This is a genomic window from Thermosynechococcus sp. HY213 (assembly GCF_031460975.1).
Classification (GTDB): Bacteria; Cyanobacteriota; Cyanobacteriia; order Thermosynechococcales; family Thermosynechococcaceae; genus Thermosynechococcus.
The window spans coordinates 163,799-181,316 of sequence record NZ_JAVKVB010000016.1; the positions used below are offsets into that span (position 1 = coordinate 163,799).

At 53.1% G+C, this 17,518-nt stretch carries 17 protein-coding genes and 2 pseudogenes; 9 read left to right on the forward strand and 10 right to left on the reverse strand.

What is annotated here, in order from left to right; translation table 11 throughout:
- Nucleotides 1–20: 20 nt before the first annotated feature.
- Entirely contained in the window at nt 21–1,016 is a 996-nt protein-coding gene (gene ilvC, locus RHK62_RS10375) for a ketol-acid reductoisomerase (protein ID WP_149818542.1), read from the reverse strand.
- A gap of 102 nt (nt 1,017–1,118) precedes the next feature.
- Nucleotides 1,119–1,403 carry an RNA-binding protein gene (locus tag RHK62_RS10380; RefSeq protein WP_181494467.1) on the reverse strand — a complete coding sequence of 95 codons (285 nt, stop codon included), beginning with the start codon at nt 1,401–1,403 and terminating at the stop codon, nt 1,119–1,121.
- Between the two features lie 234 nt (nt 1,404–1,637).
- Between RHK62_RS10380 and mnmA the strand changes: the two genes are divergently transcribed.
- The 8 genes from mnmA (at nt 1,638) to RHK62_RS10420 (ending at nt 9,604) form a co-directional block, all read left to right on the forward strand.
- Nucleotides 1,638–2,747 carry a tRNA 2-thiouridine(34) synthase MnmA gene (mnmA, locus tag RHK62_RS10385; protein ID WP_206199839.1) on the forward strand — a complete coding sequence of 370 codons (1,110 nt, stop codon included), beginning with the start codon at nt 1,638–1,640 and terminating at the stop codon, nt 2,745–2,747.
- Between the two features lie 14 nt (nt 2,748–2,761).
- Nucleotides 2,762–2,992 (forward strand): DNA-directed RNA polymerase subunit omega, encoded by a 231-nt coding sequence (locus RHK62_RS10390; RefSeq protein ID WP_206199840.1) that lies wholly within the window; start codon nt 2,762–2,764, stop codon nt 2,990–2,992.
- Between the two features lie 5 nt (nt 2,993–2,997).
- On the forward strand, nt 2,998–3,678 hold the full coding sequence (locus tag RHK62_RS10395) for a hypothetical protein (RefSeq protein WP_302676150.1): 681 nt from the start codon (nt 2,998–3,000) through the stop codon (nt 3,676–3,678).
- Nucleotides 3,679–3,703: 25 nt separating this feature from the next.
- The gene (locus RHK62_RS10400; protein ID WP_302678083.1) at nt 3,704–6,295 is read left to right on the forward strand and encodes a TIGR03960 family B12-binding radical SAM protein; all 2,592 of its coding nucleotides are present in this window, start codon (nt 3,704–3,706) and stop codon (nt 6,293–6,295) included.
- Nucleotides 6,292–6,987, forward strand: a complete 696-nt coding sequence (locus RHK62_RS10405; RefSeq protein WP_206199843.1) for an N-acetylmannosamine-6-phosphate 2-epimerase — start codon at nt 6,292–6,294, stop codon at nt 6,985–6,987. The genes RHK62_RS10400 and RHK62_RS10405 overlap by 4 nt, the downstream gene beginning before the upstream one ends.
- Nucleotides 6,988–7,106: 119 nt before the next feature.
- On the forward strand, nt 7,107–7,742 hold the full coding sequence (locus RHK62_RS10410) for a peroxiredoxin (protein ID WP_149818527.1): 636 nt from the start codon (nt 7,107–7,109) through the stop codon (nt 7,740–7,742).
- Nucleotides 7,743–7,936: 194 nt separating this feature from the next.
- On the forward strand, nt 7,937–8,563 hold the full coding sequence (locus tag RHK62_RS10415; protein WP_302676154.1) for a DUF3153 domain-containing protein: 627 nt from the start codon (nt 7,937–7,939) through the stop codon (nt 8,561–8,563).
- A gap of 6 nt (nt 8,564–8,569) precedes the next feature.
- On the forward strand, nt 8,570–9,604 hold the full coding sequence (locus tag RHK62_RS10420; RefSeq protein ID WP_206199845.1) for an AI-2E family transporter: 1,035 nt from the start codon (nt 8,570–8,572) through the stop codon (nt 9,602–9,604).
- On the opposite strand, the gene RHK62_RS10425 is transcribed toward RHK62_RS10420, so the two are convergent.
- The 8 genes and pseudogenes from RHK62_RS10425 to RHK62_RS10450 all read right to left on the reverse strand — a co-directional run bounded on the left by RHK62_RS10425 (nt 9,605) and on the right by RHK62_RS10450 (nt 16,894).
- Nucleotides 9,605–10,237 carry an EcsC family protein gene (locus RHK62_RS10425; protein ID WP_310453692.1) on the reverse strand — a complete coding sequence of 211 codons (633 nt, stop codon included), beginning with the start codon at nt 10,235–10,237 and terminating at the stop codon, nt 9,605–9,607.
- A 314-nt stretch (nt 10,238–10,551) separates the two neighbouring features.
- A pseudogene (locus RHK62_RS13120) lies at nt 10,552–10,704 on the reverse strand (DNA methyltransferase); the annotation flags it as partial.
- Nucleotides 10,705–10,928: 224 nt separating this feature from the next.
- Nucleotides 10,929–11,804 carry a DNA adenine methylase gene (locus RHK62_RS10430; RefSeq protein ID WP_310453693.1) on the reverse strand — a complete coding sequence of 292 codons (876 nt, stop codon included), beginning with the start codon at nt 11,802–11,804 and terminating at the stop codon, nt 10,929–10,931.
- A 13-nt stretch (nt 11,805–11,817) separates the two neighbouring features.
- Nucleotides 11,818–12,106, reverse strand: a pseudogene (locus RHK62_RS13125) (N-6 DNA methylase); the annotation flags it as partial.
- 47 nt (nt 12,107–12,153) lie between these two features.
- Nucleotides 12,154–13,461, reverse strand: a complete 1,308-nt coding sequence (locus tag RHK62_RS10435; RefSeq protein WP_310438200.1) for an aminopeptidase P N-terminal domain-containing protein — start codon at nt 13,459–13,461, stop codon at nt 12,154–12,156.
- Nucleotides 13,462–13,885: 424 nt separating this feature from the next.
- The gene (gene cobD, locus RHK62_RS10440; RefSeq protein WP_310453694.1) at nt 13,886–14,950 is read right to left on the reverse strand and encodes a threonine-phosphate decarboxylase CobD; all 1,065 of its coding nucleotides are present in this window, start codon (nt 14,948–14,950) and stop codon (nt 13,886–13,888) included.
- Between the two features lie 5 nt (nt 14,951–14,955).
- Nucleotides 14,956–15,282, reverse strand: coding sequence for an HU family DNA-binding protein (locus tag RHK62_RS10445; protein ID WP_190278230.1), 327 nt, complete (start codon nt 15,280–15,282; stop codon nt 14,956–14,958).
- A gap of 409 nt (nt 15,283–15,691) precedes the next feature.
- Nucleotides 15,692–16,894 (reverse strand): phosphoglycerate kinase, encoded by a 1,203-nt coding sequence (locus RHK62_RS10450; protein WP_302678089.1) that lies wholly within the window; start codon nt 16,892–16,894, stop codon nt 15,692–15,694.
- Nucleotides 16,895–17,048: 154 nt separating this feature from the next.
- Here RHK62_RS10450 and RHK62_RS10455 point away from each other — a divergent pair, with 154 nt between their 5' ends.
- On the forward strand, nt 17,049–17,438 hold the full coding sequence (locus tag RHK62_RS10455) for a universal stress protein (protein ID WP_206199852.1): 390 nt from the start codon (nt 17,049–17,051) through the stop codon (nt 17,436–17,438).
- The last annotated feature ends 80 nt before the right edge of the window (nt 17,439–17,518 follow it).

The window sequence follows — 17,518 nt, forward strand, 5'->3', positions numbered from 1 at the left end:
GGTGCCCCCTAGGGCAAAGCTTAAGCCCGTTTTAACCAACTAAACATGGAACGCAGTTCTTGACCCACCTGTTCAATGGGGTGTTCTGCCTCCCGTCGCCGCATGGCTGTAAAGCCCGGTTTACCCGCCATATTTTCCAGCACAAACTCACGGGCAAATTGACCCGTTTGAATTTCGTGGAGAATTTTGCGCATTTCCGCGCGGGTCTCCTCGGTAATAATCCGTGGACCACGGGTGAGGTCGCCATATTCTGCGGTGTTGGAGATGCTATCCCGCATTTTGGCAAGCCCCCCTTCCACAATTAAATCCACAATCAGCTTCACTTCATGGAGACACTCAAAGTAGGCCAGCTCTGGCTGATAACCGGCCTGCACCAACGTTTCAAAGCCAGCCTTAATCAGGGCGCTGAGGCCACCACAGAGCACCACTTGCTCACCAAACAGATCGGTTTCTGTTTCTTCGCGGAAGGTGGTTTCCAGAATGCCGGCACGGGTGCCTCCAATCCCCTTGGCGTAAGCCATGGCTAAATCGCGGGCTTGACCACTGGCATTCTGATAGACTGCAAACAGGCAGGGTACCCCTTCCCCTTGGGCATAGGTGCGGCGCACGAGGTGACCGGGGCCTTTGGGCGCCACCATCACCACATCCACATTGTCGGGGGGCACAATCTGGCCAAAGTGAATGTTAAAGCCGTGGGCAAAGGAAAGGACATTCCCCGCTTGCAGGTGGGGGGCAATCTCCTGCTCATAAACAACCCGCTGAACTTCATCGGGCAGAAGAATCATAATCCAGTCGGCCAGTTTCGCAGCTTCCGCCACGGAGTGCACCGCTAGACCATCGGCACGGGCGCGCTCTGCAGAACGACTGCCGGCATAGAGACCCACCACAACATTGAGACCGCTATCCCGCAGGTTGAGGGCATGGGCGTGGCCTTGGGAGCCATAGCCAATGATGGCGATCGTTTTGTCCTTGAGGAGTTCTAATTGGGCATCTGCGTCGTAATACATGCGCGCCATAGTGATGATGTTCCTTTCCAATTGCATTCAGCAGGTCGTTATTATTTCTCTACCACATTGGCAGAGCCGATATAGCACCTCCTAGAGGGCTAGTTGCGGGAGTTAGCGATTACGGGAATAACGATTGTTCCCACCGCCCATGGCTTCACGGGGGCGTGCCTTGTTGACCTTGAGTTGCCGTCCCATCCACTCGGCACCGTCGAGATCAGCGATCGCCGCATCTTCTTCAGCATCCGTGGACATTTCCACAAAACCAAAGCCCCGCTTACGGCCTGTTTCCCGATCCACCGGTAAATAGACTTGTTTGACGGAACCGTACTCGGCAAAAACGGCCTCTAGGTCTTCTTGGGTGGCCGTGTAGGAAAGGTTGCCGACATAAATAGACATAATCTGATCTGCTCCAAAGCAAAAATTGAACCCTGTGTTGACGCTGACTTCGGAGAGACGACTGTCACGTAACCAACCTTCCCTAAAACCGAACTCAAGAATCGCTCTACTTAAAAAACTCAAGCGGCGATTACTCGCCAACCTTGTCTTCCGATTATAGCCGATTGCGATCGCCTGCGCTGCGAAAGTAGGGATGCTACCCTAAAAGAGGTAGATTTTTTGTGAATCTTAACAATGTCCGATTTACCGGCGGTTGTTGTGGGCCTTTCCGGCGGTGTTGATAGTTCCGTGGCCATTGCTAGCCTCAAAGCTCAAGGGTACCCCGTTGTTGGTCTGACGCTGTGGCTGATGAAGGGTAAGGGGCAGTGCTGCTCTGAGGGGCTAGTGGATGCGGCGCGTCTTTGTGAGGAGCTGGGAGTCCCTCACCATATTGTGGATAGCCGCGAAATTTTCGAGAAATATATTGTGAACTATCTGGTCAGTGGCTACGCCAGTGGGGTGACACCGCTGCCCTGTTCCCAATGCAACCGTTTGGTGAAGTTTGGGCCGATGCTCGCCTATAGCCGTGAGCAACTGGGGATTGACTACATTGCTACCGGGCATTATGCCCAAGTGAAATACAATCCCACGAGCGATCGCTATGAACTGTGGCGGGCGGTGGATCGTCATAAGGATCAAAGCTACTTTCTCTATGACTTGCCCCAAGAGATTCTGGCTCATGTGCTGTTTCCTCTTGGTCAGCAAACCAAGGCGCAGACCCGTGCCCTCGCGGCGCAGTATGGCCTGCATACCGCCAGTAAACCGGAAAGCCAAGATCTCTGCCTGATTGAAGCCCATGGCTCCATGCGCCGATTCTTGGATCAGTATCTGCCCAGTCAGCAAGGGGAAATTGTCGATGTCCATGGCCGGGTGCTGGGGTACCATCAGGGGATTCACCACTATACGATTGGCCAGCGCAAAGGCTTGGGAATTGCGGCACCTGAACCGCTTTATGTGGTGGCCTTGGATCGGGAACACAATCGCGTCATTGTCGGCGATCGCGCCACCGCCGGCCGTCGTGAGTGTACAGTGGCCCGGGTGAACTGGGTCTCGATTCCCCCCCCCACAGAACCGATCACAGCCACGGTACAAATTCGCTATCGTACTCCTCCAGTGCCGGTGACTATCATTCCCGCTGCCAACGCTGAGCAGGTACAATTGGAGTTTACTGAACCGCAATTTGGGGTAACGCCGGGGCAAGCGGCGGTTTGGTATGCGGGCGATCGCCTGCTGGGGGGCGGCATTATCCAGCCCTTTGTGACACCGACACCACAACCCCTACAAGCAATGGCCACCCACGTTTAAGGAAAAGACTGACCATGCAAAAGCGCCTTCATTACTCATCCTTGGAAATTAACCGCCGAGCAGAAGAATTAATCAAGCACTCCGCCAATCGCTATCGGATTACGGTGCAAATTGCCAACCGGGCGAAACAGCGGCGGGGGCTAGAGGCCAGTGAAGATCTCGATGATCTGCCCCTGAAGCCGGTGACCCGTGCCATTATCGAAATGTCCGATGAAATTGCTCAACCGGAGTTACTGGCAGATTAGGCGCCATGGGAAGACGACGGGGCTGGACGTTTTTGGGCTGGGTGACGTGGGGGTGCTTGCTGGCACTTCTGTGGCTGCCCCTGAGCAGTACTTGGAGTGTGGGGCGATCGCAACCTGACCCCAACCTACCCGATGCCCCTGCCCAAATTCTCATTAACCCGCGGCTGGTGGCAGAAACCCTCTATCCGAAGTTGCCCGGTTTGCCGAAGGAAAACCACTATATCCGTCAAGACAACCGTCAGCCGGCACCAGAAAGTACCCTCCTTGAGCGATTCATTGTCTATCACACCACTGTCAAAGGGCGATCGCCCCTCTACCGTTTTGACTGGAAAATTTCCCTTGCTGACTATTTGGGGCTGAATGACTTCCTGCGCAGAGAAACCTATCCGGGACGTTCTTACCTGACAGTCAACCCCATGGAAGGGGATATGGCTGCCATTCGCCAACTCAATCGCCAACAACGGGATGCCTTGGTGAGCACACTGGCCACCTTCTACGCCCAGCAAGCGGGGTTACCCACGACTACACCCCAGCGTCCCCAACCCCAAACAACACTGCCAGAACCGACATGGAGACCCCCCACCGTTCTGCCCCCCGTTCCCCAACCCGGCAGTGCTGGACTTTTGGCGCCCCCCGAACCCCCCCGCCCGCTGCCCACTGGGGAATCCCGTTTTTTACTGCCCTAGATGTTTGCAATTGGGTTCATGAGTCATGGCTGTGCCGATTACTGAGTTGCTCACCCCAGAGATTCTCAAACCTGCTCGCTATTTGGGCAATGAGCGAGGGGCAGTTCATAAGCCGTGGCAGGCCGCAACGGTGCGCTGGGTGCTCAGCTATCCGGAAATCTATGAGGTGGGCGCCTCGAACTTAGGACACATTATTCTCTACAACATTCTCAATGCCGTCCCCGATCAACTGTGCGATCGCGCCTACTTACCCGCAGCGGACTTAGCCGCCAAATTGCGAGTGACCCAAACTCCCCTTTTTGCTGTGGAATCGCGCCGCGCCCTGCGGGAGTTTGACCTCATTGGCTTTAGCCTCAGTTATGAGTTGGGTGCCACGAACATTCTGGAAATGCTCGACTTGGCCGGCCTACCCCTGACTTGGCGAGAACGCCAACAGGCACCCCTAGAAGAGATTCCCCTTATCTTTGCCGGTGGACAGACAGCGACATCAAACCCTGAACCCTACGCTGACTTCTTTGACTTTTTTGCCCTTGGGGATGGCGAGGAACTCTTGCCCGAAATTGGCCTCGTGGTGGCAGAAGGCAAACGAGCCGGCTTGAGTCGGCAGGACTTGCTATTGGATTTGGCACAGGTGCCGGGGGTCTATGTGCCGCAATTTTACGATCGCCAAGGGGATGGCGCCGTCAAACCCAATCGTCCCGATGTGCCCGAGCGCATTTTGCGGCGAGTAGCTACCCCGATGCCCCACTATGCCATTGGCTTGGTGCCCTATGTAGAAACCGTTCACGATCGCCTGACAGTGGAAATTCGCCGGGGCTGTACGCGCGGCTGTCGCTTTTGCCAACCGGGGATGCTCACCCGCCCTGCCCGCGATGTTGCCCCCGATGAGGTGATTGCCGCCATTGAAACGGGGATGCGCGCCACGGGCTACAACGAGTTTTCGCTACTGTCGTTGAGTTGCTCCGACTATCTAGCTCTGCCCGCCGTGGGTGTGGAAATTAAAAATCGCCTGCAAAACGAGAACATCTCCCTCTCACTCCCCAGCCAGCGGGTGGATCGCTTTGATGAAAACATTGCCCACATTGTCGGTGGCACGCGCCAAGGGGGACTGACCTTTGCGCCGGAAGCGGGAACGCAGCGGCTACGGGACATTATCAACAAGGGGCTGACCAATGCGGAATTGCTGCGGGGGGTCAAAACTGCCTACGAACAGGGCTGGGATAAGGTCAAGCTCTACTTTATGATTGGCCTGCCGGGGGAAACCGATGCTGATGTGTTGGGCATTGCTGAAACGATCCGCTGGCTGAAGCGAGAATGCTGGATCAAAGGACGCAAGCCCCTGAGCTTTAACCTGACCATCTCTAACTTTACCCCCAAGCCCCATACACCCTTTCAGTGGCACGCCGTCTCCACCAGTGAGTTTCTGCGCAAACAGGAGCTACTGAAGGCGGAATTCCGCACGATCAAGGGGCTAAAGGCCAACTTTACCGATGTGCGCATCTCAGCAATGGAAGACTTTGTCGGTCGGGGCGATCGCCAACTGGGGCCAGTGATCCGCCGCGCGTGGGAATTGGGGGCACGGGAAGATTCTTGGTGGGAAAGCCTCGATCGCGCCTATGCCGCTTGGACGCAAGCCATTCAAGAAGCGGGTCTGGACTGGAAATACCGTCAACTGGAAGCGGGTGAGTGGAATGTCTTTAGTGGTGGCAGCCACAACCTTGATGCGCCCCTGCCTTGGGATCACATTGATACGGGCATTAGTAAAACATGGCTGAAGGAAGACTTGCAGCGTGCCCTAGAAGCGGTGGTCGTTCCCGATTGTTCCTTTGAGGGCTGCTCCCATTGTGGCGTCTGTGGCATTGACTTTGGCCATAACGTGGTCGTGCCGCCCCCCCCGATTCCGCCTATTCAAGGTCAACCCCAAGCCCCCCAAGAACGGGTGCAACGTCTGCGCCTCACCTTTGGGAAAACTGGGGAAATGACGCTTCTCAGCCATTTAGATCTACTGCGCCTCTTTGAGCGAGCAGTACGCCGTGCCCATCTACCCATTGCCTTTACGGGGGGATTTCATCCTTCACCCCGCATCTCCACCGCCAGCGCCTTGCCCCTTGGGGTGACCAGTTATGGCGAAATTGTTGATCTGGAATTTTATCGCGAGGTGGAGCCGTCAACGGTGCTGGAGCAATTGCGGCAACAACTGCCGGCGGAGGTGCCCCTTTACACCTGTGCAGTGGTGCCCTTAAGTGAACCGGCAGCAAGTCAAGCCCTGCGGGCAGCTACTTATGAACTGCTCATCCGTACCCCTGAACCTGTGGAGCGGGACACTTGGCAACAGTGGTTAGAGGATTTGCGAGCCACCCCTGAAATTCTCTATGAGCTAACCACCAAGTCAGGGAAAACCCAAGTGGTGAATTTGCGCGATCGCCTGCTGCAGATCCGCCTCAAGGAGCACCAAGACCACTGGCCTGCCGTCAGCCTCATCTACACGGGAGTCTGTCGCAATGATGGCACGTTCCTGCGGCCAGAGCATTGTCTGTACCTCCTAGAAAAAGTGAGTGGTCTGTCCTTGGAACTGGGGGCGATCGCCCGTCAGAAATTACACCTCGAAACGCCATGAACCTAGCAACGCAAATTCGCGGCGGTCTGATTGTCTCCTGTCAAGCCCCGGCAGATTCCCCTTTGGCGGCGCCAGAAATCATTGCCGCTATGGCAGGGGCAGCGGTTTTGCGGGGGGCAGTGGCCGTGCGCATCAATACCCCGGCCCATATTCAGGCAGTGCGCCAAGCGGTAAAGGTGCCCATTATTGGTCTCTGGAAGCAAGTTTTGCCCGAGTACCCTGTGTATATTACGCCTCGCTTTGCCGATGCGGTGGCCGTTGCGACAGCAGGTGCTGATGTGATTGCCCTCGATGCCACAGCGCGATCGCGCCCTGAACCCCTACAGGACTTGATTCAGCGAATTCACGATGAACTGGGCAAGCCCGTCATGGCCGACATTGACTCCCTTGCAAGTGCTGAAGCGGCGATTGCTGCCGGTGCTGATTGGGTGGGCACGACCCTCTTGGGTTACACCGAAACCACGGCGCATACCCCACCCCCCAGTTGGGCGCTCCTGAGTCAGCTGGTTGAGCACCTCAACGTGCCTATTCTCTGTGAAGGGGGGATTGCCAGTCCCACAATGGCTGTAAAAGCTTTGACTTTGGGGGCTTGGGCAGTGGTCGTGGGCACCGATATTACAGGCATTGACCTCAAGGTGCAGCAGTATGTCCAGACCCTAAAGGCAACGACGATTGAAAATTCTCAACCCTAAATCCTATCCAATTCTATCGGTTTGTATATTTTCCTCTATATTCCGACCGATAAACGAGAGTTTGTGGCAAGATAGAATCCGTAGCTAAAGATACATCGTTAGCCTAGGAGCCACCATCTATGAGCCTAAAACTTGGGGATGTCGTACCCAACTTTACCCAAGCCTCTTCTATGGGGGAAATCAACTTCTATGAGTGGGCAGGGGATAGCTGGGTTGTATTGTTCTCTCACCCAGCGGATTACACCCCCGTTTGTACGACAGAACTGGGCGAAGTGGCGCGGTTACGCTCAGAATTTGAGAAGCGCAATGTCAAAACCTTGGCCTTGAGTGTGGATAGTGTGGAGTCCCACCTCGGCTGGATCAAAGACATTGAAGAAGTCAACAACGTCAAGGTGGATTACCCGATTTTGGCAGATGAAGATAAAAAAGTCTCCAACCTCTACGACATGATCCACCCCAACTCCCTCAACAACCTGACGGTGCGCACAGTCTTTATCATTGACCCCCAAAAACGCCTGCGCTTGACCTTGACCTATCCCGCCAGCACGGGGCGTAACTTTGCTGAGATTCTGCGGGTGATTGATTCGCTGCAACTGACGGACAACTACAGTGTGGCCACCCCCGTCAACTGGCAAGAGGGTCAAGAGTGCGTGATTGTGCCTTCCCTCAGCGATGAAGAGGCGAAGCAGAAGTTTCCCAAGGGCTTCAATGCTGTTAAGCCCTATCTGCGGTTGACACCTCAACCCAACAAATAGCCTAGATTAGCCTAGACAAGTCATGGCGACACCCTGAGCTGTTCGGGGTGTTTTTTTGTGCCTTGGCAGCATCCCAAGATAGGATAATCTTGCACAGCAAAACCAAGGAAAGGAATAGAGGCGGAATGCAGCGCTGGATACTTTGGCTCTTGATACCCCTTGTGGTCTGTTTGAGTGGATGCGTCCAAGCAGATATGGTCATCCAGCATCAGGGACAAACTGGGGGGAACCTCACCTACACGCTGACGCTGCCCCAACCCGATCTCCCTTTTACCGAACAGGTGATTCAGCAGGCGCGCCGCTTGGGGGGAACGATCAAGGAACGGGATAAAACGCATCTTCAGGTGACGATTCCCTTTGACACCAGCCAGCAATTGGCCACTGTCCTCAACCGCATTGGTGGTGTGCCCTATCTTCCCCAAGTCACTGCTGAAGCGGATATTTTTGATCAGAACTGGTTGCTCTTTGTGCGGGAGCGCTTTCGCTATGACATTGATCTGCGCCCCTTGGGTATTGAGTCCCGTGATCAAGCTGTTCTTGTGGCACCGCAGTCGCTCCTGAAGTTTCAACTTGCCCTAGAAACCCCTTGGGGGGCGCGCCCGATTGAGCGTCCAGCCACTACTGCTGATACCGTGGTCAATCCTCATGTTCAGCGGGGGGGCGATCGCCTGACTTGGACATTGATGCCCGGTTATCTGAATCACCTAGAGGCAGCCTATTGGTATCCAAGTCCCTTGGGTTGGGGCACACTGGCGATCGTGGGCTTGCTGGTGCTGGGCAATTGGTTACGCACTCGCCTGCCTAGGAGTCATTCAACCTAGAGTCCCATGAGATGGTCTGGCCCGCCGCAGAGTTGGCAACGGTATCTTGCCTATTTAATAGCGGGACCTCTGATTGTCCTCAATCTCTGGGTGGCGGAGCAAGTTTACCTCTATTTTGAATATCCGATTAATCTCCTTGTCATTGCCGCCATTTTGGCTTTTTTGCTCAATCAAGTGGTGATTCGCCTCTGTGCTCGTGGTTTGCGGCGGCGGAATGCGATCGCCTTGGTGTTACTGATTACCCTTTTGGTGGTCAGTGTCTTGATGCTGTTGCTGCTCCCCCTTGCTATTCAACAGGCGGAAGAACTCCTAAATCAACTGCCAGAGTTGGCGGATACGGGCAATCAAAATTTGCGCCATCTAGATCAAGTGCTGCGCCGCTACCAGTTCCCTGTGGGGGTGAATGACTTGATGGAAGAGCTGACGATCCAGCTCAAAGGGATTGCCGCCATGTTACCGGGTGTGGCGATTACAACCCTAACTAAATTTGTTGATGTGCTCCTCGTGCTGATCCTAACGGTGTATATGCTCTTTTATGGCAGTGAGATTTGGCGCGGACTCATGAAACTGGTACCCAAGCCTTGGCGGCAGATGGTGGATTACTCGCTGCGGCTGAATATTCGCAGTTTTTTCTCGGCACAGCTTTTTTTGGGGCTGTTTATGTTTCTTGCCCTGATTCCCTTTATGATCGCCTTCAAGGTCAATTTTGGCTTTCTCTTTGCCCTGATCATTGGTATTGCCCAGCTCATCCCTGTGGTGGGGGCGACCTTGGGCATTGGTTTAGTAACACTGCTTATCCTTTTTCAGGATGCGTGGCTGGCTTTGAATATTTTCGTGATTGCTGTGGTCTTGCAACAAATTAAGGATAACGTGCTTACCCCGAAGTTACTGGGGGACTTGATGGGTCTGAATCCCCTCTGGCAGTTTATTGCGCTACTCATTGGCGGACGGGTGGCGGGTTTCTTGGGAATTTTGCTGGCCATTCCCCTAGCCGCAACACTGAAAACCGTCCTCGAGTCTGAGCCTGTCGAAGACACCTAACTAGGCGATCGAATAACTAGGCGATCGAAACGTTTTGATCACCGTACACACCCCATGACCGCAAATGTTCATCATGACGGCATTTGTAGCCCCGCCAATCACGCCACTCACAAGGGGAACGGCTCGCGCAGGTAGGGTGAGACTTTTACTCGAGACCTTGCCAAAAATCTGCTGCAAAAGGGGACGCGGAAGCTGCCTGAAAACCGCCATCAGCACTTGGGATAAATTTTTTTGCGCCGCCCGCCGGCCAAAGGTCTTGAAGATTTGCCGACAAAATTGGGTGCCGAAGTGGTTTGCAAGTTCAGCGGCAGTAACCCCCAAGGCAGTGGGAATCAGCATCATCAGCACATTTTCGTTTTCAGAATCTAGGCCATAGATGGTGAACAGCGCCGCTGCCAGCTTGATTTGGGTATAGTAAAAGTAGGTAATGTCGAGGGGCATGCCAGCCAAGCCCATGACGCCAGTGGCCACTCCAGAACCCACTGACCAGAGGGTGGCTTCATAAATTGCATGGTTGGCCATGCGATCGCGATCGCCCCCCCAGCGAGGATCATGGAGAAATTGGTATCCCCACTGCCGCCCCTCTTCGATGGCAAGGAGCATGAGGTTGAGCAGCCAATCGGGTGTAGACACTGACGCTGTGGCCATAGGCTTAAAAAATAGTTGTCAACTTAAGGGATGGCATTGGCATAAATCTACCACAGTCAAAATTGAGCAACAATCTAAAAATGTAAAATTTTAATAAATAAAGTTTTAATAAAAATTGTTGGCTAAAGTGTTGGACTGCATGGATGAATGTGAAACTTCAGGGGAGCGATCGCCCCTTGGCAATTTCTCACCGCTACGCGTTTGTTATAGACGGTATCATTCATCGAGGCACTGTTGAACACGCCCAGATTGACCAATAATTCGAAATCTTTTTTCTTTTTCAACCCGATATTAAGGTGTTATTCTCTATCTGCTTCCGCAGCTTGCCTTAATGCTAAGAAAGCTTCTTTGAGAGGCTGACTCACTGCGCTATCGGGTTCATTCAATACTAGCTTTTGATACGCGTCCAAAAACTTGGCTCGTGACCTGTGGAAAAAATGCAAAAATTGGTGCAAAAAACCTAGTATGGCTTTCGGGGATCAACATCTGGTCGGTCTATTTTGGCTAACAGGCAAGCCATAAGAAGTCTTGTGCACGCCCGATTACTAATCTGTCGGCACACATACTCAACCCGTGAACGAATATCATGGTCTGAAATAGCTGAATTGTTTATATCTTTAGAAGCACGTTTTAGGATGTTTGTAAGAGCCTTATCAGGTGTACTCATTGTTTTTTCCTAAAATAATGTCTTTTGATTGATCGCTTTGGGGGCATAATTTGTCCACAGAATCTCAGTTCGCTCATCTTTGGTCGAATGTATTGTTTTGCTCGGGGCGATATTTTTGTACCAATTCGGAGAAGGATACAACTCGTCCATTAAATCGCAATCGTAACCTGAAATGGCAACAAGACCTTGAACTGAATTCAGCACGGACGCCAGCTCACGATGTTCTTTGTTGCTCATTTCATAAGCGTAAGCGTTACTATCGCCCCGCGTGTCATGGACATAAGGTGGATCACAGTAAAAAAGCGTATCTGGTGAGTCGTACAAACGTATGACTTCAATAGCGGGTCTATTTTCTATTTGAACACGCAACAAACGCAGGGCTATATCTGGTAAGTCTTCAATTGCACCAAGCCAGCGAGACACAGCTCCTGACATACCTGCTCTACTCGTGTTTTTGCAATTTGCCCAGCGTCCCAGTGTTGCAGATTGAGCTAGACCAGTTCGCACTTGACGGGCGCGTACATAAAACCTTCTTGCACGTTCAACAGGATCTAAAGATGGGTCTATTTCACAGGCGATTGAAAATTCTTCACGTGAAAAAGGGGTGAGACCAGTTGCTCTTATCAAACGCTCTGACTCATCTCGTAAGACGCGGAAGAAATTTGCAACCTCACCATCAACGTCATTGTATGTTTCTACAGCTGAAGGTTCTCGGTTCAATAAAACAGCAGCCGAGCCCCCAAATGGCTCACAGTAATGGTGGCAAGAGGGTAATAGAGGCAAAAGCCAATCAAGGTGTGAATATTTTCCACCATACCAACCAAATGCTATTATCCTTTTTCTGCTTCGCTTGACGACTGGGGAAGGTGTGCCGTTTCTCTTCATTACACGATGAGTGCCTTTTGCGATACTTCTCGGTATTGTCCTCTACGATGTCGATACCATAAATTGATGCCACTGCCAGCACCGTGTAGCGCTCATATTCAAGTTGAACCTTGGCATAACGGGCTTCCGCGCGAGGATTTCTACCAAGAAGTTGCCAGTACCGCAGGTGGGTTCCAAGAAACGCGAGTTAATGCGTTCGGTTTCTGGCTGGACTAAATCTAGCATGGCCTGCACGATGTGCTGGGGGGTGAGACTTCACCATGGTCAGGAACGCGGCGTTTGGATTTGACAGTTTTTTCCACGGGGACTTGCTGTAAAGGACTCAATGAGGAGGACTTCCTGCTTTCTATTATTTCGGCACAGCTGCTGTCAGTACTTCGTGCCCCTCGGTGGTGACCAAGACATCGTCTTCGATGCGCACACCAATGCCGCGCCAGCGATCGCTAATCTCGGGCTGACCCTCAGCGGGCATTGCCTCAGGATGAATATAAATCCCCGGCTCAACTGTCAGTACTTGACCCGGTTGTAGCGTGACCCATGTTTCCGTGTTGTGCTTGTAGAGACCGACATCATGGACATCGAGACCCAGCCAGTGACCGGTGCCATGCATAAAGAAGGTGCGATATTTCTGGGTATTGTTCTCTTTGCCTTCGTTGATCAGATCGTCAATCGCTCCCCGCAGCAGGCCAAGCTCTACTAGACCCTCAACGATCACCCGCACCGCCGCATCGTGGATTTGGTTGTAGGTATTCCCCGGTTGCACCTGCTCAATGGCGGCTTTTTGGGCAGCGAGGACAATATCATAGATCGCCTGTTGCTCGCCGCTGAACTGGCCACTCACAGGAAAGGTGCGGGTAATATCAGCGTTGTAGTAGCGATAGGCACAGCCAGCATCAATTAAAAGTAAGTCTCCTGCTGCCATTTGCCGTTGGTTCTCAGTGTAGTGAAGCACACAGGCATTCGACCCCGAGGCAACAATCGAGGGATAGGCCGGGCCATCGCCCCCCCGTAGGCGAAACAGATGCTCTATCTCTGCCTGAATTTCATATTCCCAGCGTCCGGGGGCAGCCACTTCGCGGGCACGCTGATGGGCTTCGACAGTGATGGCGATCGCTTGGCGCATCAAGGCCAATTCTGCTGCTGATTTAATTTGCCGCATCGGTGCCAAGAGAATACTGGGATCGGCGATCGCCCGTGGGCCTGTGCCCCGTTTTGGTAGTGTCGCCAAGAGGCGCTGATAGTGCTTGAGAATCACTTGATTAAAGCGCTCATTGTGACCAAAGTGGTAATACAGCGGATCCCCCGTCTCCAAATAGCGAGGGAGGTGCTGCTCTAGCTCACTAATGGGATATACGGCATCGGCACCTAATTGCTCCTTGGCTGCTTCTACCCCAAGGCGTGCCCCTGTCCAGATCTCTTGGCTGAGATCCTTGGGCTGCACAAAGAGAACATAGCGATGCTCACTGTGGTTTGGCGCAAAAACAGCAACGGCCTCTGGCTCATTAAAGCCCGTGAGGTAATAAAAGTTACTTTCTTGGCGAAAGTTGTAGTCCACATCATTGTGCATGATGGCGCGCGGGGCACTACAGAAAACAGCGACACCCGTGCCCAATTTCTCTAAAAACTGCTGCTGTCGTTGCTGGTACTCTGTTTTCATCGCGCCTTAAAAAGTGGGTCAACCCTTGGGAATGATGACCCTGAAGTGGTTTGGTGGGGGCGGAGGGACTTGAACCCTCACGACTTGTTTAAGGTCAACGGATTTTCATCCTCCTGCCGCTTTCGCGACCACCCCTTGGGTGTTGAGGATTGGACTCTCCCTTTACCCGCGTAGAGGATCTACGGTAGGGTAGCTCCCGTCGAGTCTCTGCACCTTCCGTTTCCAGTCTGGGTTTGAGAAACGGCTTGGCTCAGGATTGCCCTATTTGCCCTATGGACAAACGTAGGTTTCCCTGAATTTGAGAGCATTCACTTAATAGATTTCTCTACTAAGGCTCAATTTCTTAAGTCCGCAGCGTCTACCATTCCGCCACGCCCCCTTAAGTACCGCTACTATACCACCTTGGCTTTGGGGGATGCAATTCCTACTGGCGTTGGTAATAAGCCCGCAACCCCTCGAGGAGCCGCTGATTTTCGCTGTCACGGCGCACCGCCACTCGGAAGTAGGAAGCGCCCAATTCGGGAAAGCTGCAACAATCACGAATCAAAATGCGATGCTGCTGGAGGAGGTAGGTTTGCAGGGGCAAAATGGCGTCCGTTGCTTTGATGAGTAGAAAGTTTGCCTTACTCTCGGTCACCACCTTCAGTTCGGGCATAGTATTTAAGGCCGCCGCAAAGGCATGACGCGCTGGCGGTAACCATGCCCACGTCTGTTCCTGAAAGGGGCGATCGCCCAAAGCCGTCACACCCGCAATGATCGCCAAGCGATTCACACTCCAAGGATCGCGCCACGATCGCCAGCGTTGCCAACGTTCTGGAGAGGACACACCATACCCTAAACGCAGACCCGCCAGACTATAGAACTTCGTTAGCGATCGCAGAACAATCAAGTTCGAGTACTGAGGCACAACCCCCACTAGGGATTCACTAGCCGCCGGCGGCAAAAAGTCCATAAAGGCCTCATCCACGATCACCAAGGCACCCGTCTCTAGCAACGGCTGGAGCTGATTCCGCGACCAGAGCTGTCCACTAGGGTTATGGGGATTGTTAATGAGGATGGCATCTTCAGGGGTTAGGGAGGGCGCGATCGCCCCAAAGTCGCTTTGCACCCGGGCTAGGGGAATCGGCACAATGGGGCAAGCAAAAGACGCCAGTGCCCGCTGGTAGTCAGCAAAGGCAGGAGTAATAAGATAAATCTGCTGGCGATCGCCACACTCGCGACCTACCCAAGTCAATAACTCCGCCGCGCCGTTGCCCACCAAAAAATAATCCCTCGGTAGTTGATGCAGGGTGGCAATAGCATCCACTAAGGGACGGCAATCGGGATCGGGATAGTCGCGAATCGTGGGCAAAGCAGTCTGTAGGGCGGCAATCACTGAATCAGGGGGTCCCCAAGGGTTGAGACTGGCCGAAAAATCCAAAATCTCATCGGGAGCACAGCCAGCGATCGCTGCCGCCCAAGCTAAATTGCCACCGTGGCGGGGGGGCATTCAGACTATTTTTTCTTGCCCTTGGCCGCCGGTTCGGGAGCTGCAGGCGGTGCAACTTTTTCTTTGAAGAGTTTCCCTGCTGAAAAGGCGGGAACGGTAGTTGCTGGGATTTGCATTTTTTCTTTCGTTTTCGGGTTGCGTCCCTCACGAGCCTTGCGCTCCCGCGGTTCAAAGGCACCAAAGCCAACGAGCGTCACTTTTTCTCCCTTGGCCACGGCCTCCATGATTTCCTCGACGGTGGCTGAGATAATTGCCTCAACTTGCTTTTTGGTGACGTTGTTGGTGCTATGGGCACGACTAAACACAGCATCCACGAGTTCAGCTTTATTCATGGGGATAACTCCACAGAAACATTAAAGGTTGTTAATTGAGGAACAAATGGGTGAAAGGCACGAAACCCTTGCCTCTGCTTGCTTTCAAGCCTCATTCTAGAATAGCCAGACCCCAACTGGAACCCTGAAACCTTTAAGATATGTGGTTTTCAGCCACTTTTATCCATTAGAAATTTCTCAAACCCTTGATTCATCAGTCTTTTAGTCTATTCCATCCTCTTTGCAGGGATAGTTTGGGGCAGTGACAGTTGTTAGAAAAATTAACAAATCACGGTGTCCCAAGGTCTGAATATCGCCCCAGAGAACAAAAAAGCCCCATGGCTGAGACGATGGGGCATTCACAAATTTCATGAATTTAATGCTTGGATTCGGAGGATTTGATCACAGCGTATTGGCGATGATCTATCCCCTAGGCATCATCCAAGGCGGCAATACCAGGAAGTTCTTTGCCTTCGAGGAGTTCAAGGCTCGCCCCCCCGCCCGTGGAGATGTGACTCATGCGATCGGCAACGCCCACTTTTTCAACCGCCGCCACAGAATCGCCACCACCAATAATCGTCGAGACGCCCTCACTGGTGAGGTCAGCCAAACAGCGGGCGATCGCCTCCGTGCCCTTGGCAAATTGATCAAACTCAAACACCCCCATTGGGCCATTCCAGATCACTGTTTTGCAATCCTTGAGCGCCTCTTGGAAGAGTTTGACCGAAGCAGGCCCAATATCCAGACCCATCCAGCCATCGGGAATCGCTTCGATACTGACCACTTGACTATTGGCATCGGCGGCAAAGTTATCCGCCACCACGACATCTGTGGGCAAGAGCAACTCCACCCCTTTTTCTTGGGCTTTGGCTGCGAGGTGTTTGGCTAGCTCCAACTTGTCTTCTTCCACCAAGGATTTGCCCACATTGAGACCCCGCGCTTTGTAGAAGGTGAAGATCATGCCGCCGCCGATCAGCAATTTATCCACTTTTTCTAAAAGGGCTTCAATCACACCAATCTTAGAAGAGACCTTAGATCCCCCCACAATCGCAGCCAAGGGACGGCGGGGATGCTCAATGGCGTTTTGGAGATATTCCAGTTCTTTCTCAATCAAAAAGCCCGCCACACAGGGACTGAGGTATTGCGTCACCCCCGCGGTTGAGGCATGGGCGCGGTGCGCAGTGCCAAAGGCATCATTGACATAGACTTCTGCACAGGCCGCCAGTTGCTTGGCAAATTCAGGATCATTTTTTTCTTCCCCCGGATGGAAGCGCACATTCTCGAGGAGACAGACATCCCCATTGGCCATTGCTTGGGTATGGGCCACCACGGCATCACCAATGCAGTCATCGAGCTTGGCCACGGGTTTGTGGAGCAGTTCCGAGAGCCGCTGAGCCACAGGAGTGAGGCGCAGTTTATCATCCACACCCTTGGGACGGCCAAAGTGGCTGACAAGAATCACCTTGGCACCTTTGCTGATCAGGTCTTGAATCGTCGGCAGTGCGGCGCGGATGCGGGTATCATCGGTGATGACACCATTCTCATCGACAGGAACGTTAAAATCCACCCGCACGAGGACACGCTTTCCTTCTAAGTCGGCAGCCGATAACTGTGCCACGGATTTTTTAGACACGCTAGAGCCTCCTAAATGCGTTAAAACATGGATGATGGTACTAGGGGCATAACAATCCCAGCCAGCGATGGAGTGACCCGTTACAGAACCCTCACCTGACCCTCATTCTACCCAAGGGCGTGCCCTTCCACTTGACTCCAATGAGGTGAACTCTATGTTCAAAACCATTCTTTTTCCCATTGACCGTAGCCGTGATACCCAAGAAGCCATGCCCACTGTGGTTGAGATGGTGAAACTGTTTCAGAGTCAGTTGTTTCTGCTCTCGGTGGAGGAAACCCCAGAACCCGATGCGGAGCTAGAGGCGGCGATCGCGGAATTTTTGAATCGAGTGAAGGAAGCCTTTGCCCAACACGCGATTGTGGCGGAAACACTGCTGCGGCGCGGCAAACCTGCCTTTGTGATCTGTGATGTGGCCGATGAGATCAATGCCAGTTTGATTATTATGGGTTGCCGGGGAACGGGTCTGACCCCAGAGGGGTTTCAAGAAAGTGTCAGCAACCGCGTGATTAATTTGGCGCCCTGTCCGGTCTTGGTGGTACCCTAGCGTAACTGAATCTTGCGGAGCTTAAAGTTTCGTCACAGGCGGCCTAGCCCTTGGGGCGATCGCCGATGATCAAGGAAAGT

What these genes read in the sequence shown, in the direction of transcription:
- RHK62_RS10395 (WP_302676150.1), top strand. Translation starts at nt 2,998, where the DNA reads ATGGGAAGACGACGGGGCTGGACGTTTTTGGGCTGGGTGACGTGGGGG.
- RHK62_RS10435 (WP_310438200.1), bottom strand. Translation starts at nt 13,461, where the DNA reads ATGAAAACAGAGTACCAGCAACGACAGCAGCAGTTTTTAGAGAAATTG.
- RHK62_RS10445 (WP_190278230.1), bottom strand. Translation starts at nt 15,282, where the DNA reads ATGAATAAAGCTGAACTCGTGGATGCTGTGTTTAGTCGTGCCCATAGC.
- RHK62_RS10455 (WP_206199852.1), top strand. Translation starts at nt 17,049, where the DNA reads ATGTTCAAAACCATTCTTTTTCCCATTGACCGTAGCCGTGATACCCAA.
- RHK62_RS10420 (WP_206199845.1), top strand. Translation starts at nt 8,570, where the DNA reads ATGAGATGGTCTGGCCCGCCGCAGAGTTGGCAACGGTATCTTGCCTAT.
- RHK62_RS10410 (WP_149818527.1), top strand. Translation starts at nt 7,107, where the DNA reads ATGAGCCTAAAACTTGGGGATGTCGTACCCAACTTTACCCAAGCCTCT.
- cobD (WP_310453694.1), bottom strand. Translation starts at nt 14,950, where the DNA reads ATGCCCCCCCGCCACGGTGGCAATTTAGCTTGGGCGGCAGCGATCGCT.
- RHK62_RS10400 (WP_302678083.1), top strand. Translation starts at nt 3,704, where the DNA reads ATGGCTGTGCCGATTACTGAGTTGCTCACCCCAGAGATTCTCAAACCT.
- RHK62_RS10415 (WP_302676154.1), top strand. Translation starts at nt 7,937, where the DNA reads ATGGTCATCCAGCATCAGGGACAAACTGGGGGGAACCTCACCTACACG.
- RHK62_RS10430 (WP_310453693.1), bottom strand. Translation starts at nt 11,804, where the DNA reads ATGAAGAGAAACGGCACACCTTCCCCAGTCGTCAAGCGAAGCAGAAAA.
- RHK62_RS10405 (WP_206199843.1), top strand. Translation starts at nt 6,292, where the DNA reads ATGAACCTAGCAACGCAAATTCGCGGCGGTCTGATTGTCTCCTGTCAA.
- mnmA (WP_206199839.1), top strand. Translation starts at nt 1,638, where the DNA reads ATGTCCGATTTACCGGCGGTTGTTGTGGGCCTTTCCGGCGGTGTTGAT.
- ilvC (WP_149818542.1), bottom strand. Translation starts at nt 1,016, where the DNA reads ATGGCGCGCATGTATTACGACGCAGATGCCCAATTAGAACTCCTCAAG.
- RHK62_RS10390 (WP_206199840.1), top strand. Translation starts at nt 2,762, where the DNA reads ATGCAAAAGCGCCTTCATTACTCATCCTTGGAAATTAACCGCCGAGCA.
- RHK62_RS10380 (WP_181494467.1), bottom strand. Translation starts at nt 1,403, where the DNA reads ATGTCTATTTATGTCGGCAACCTTTCCTACACGGCCACCCAAGAAGAC.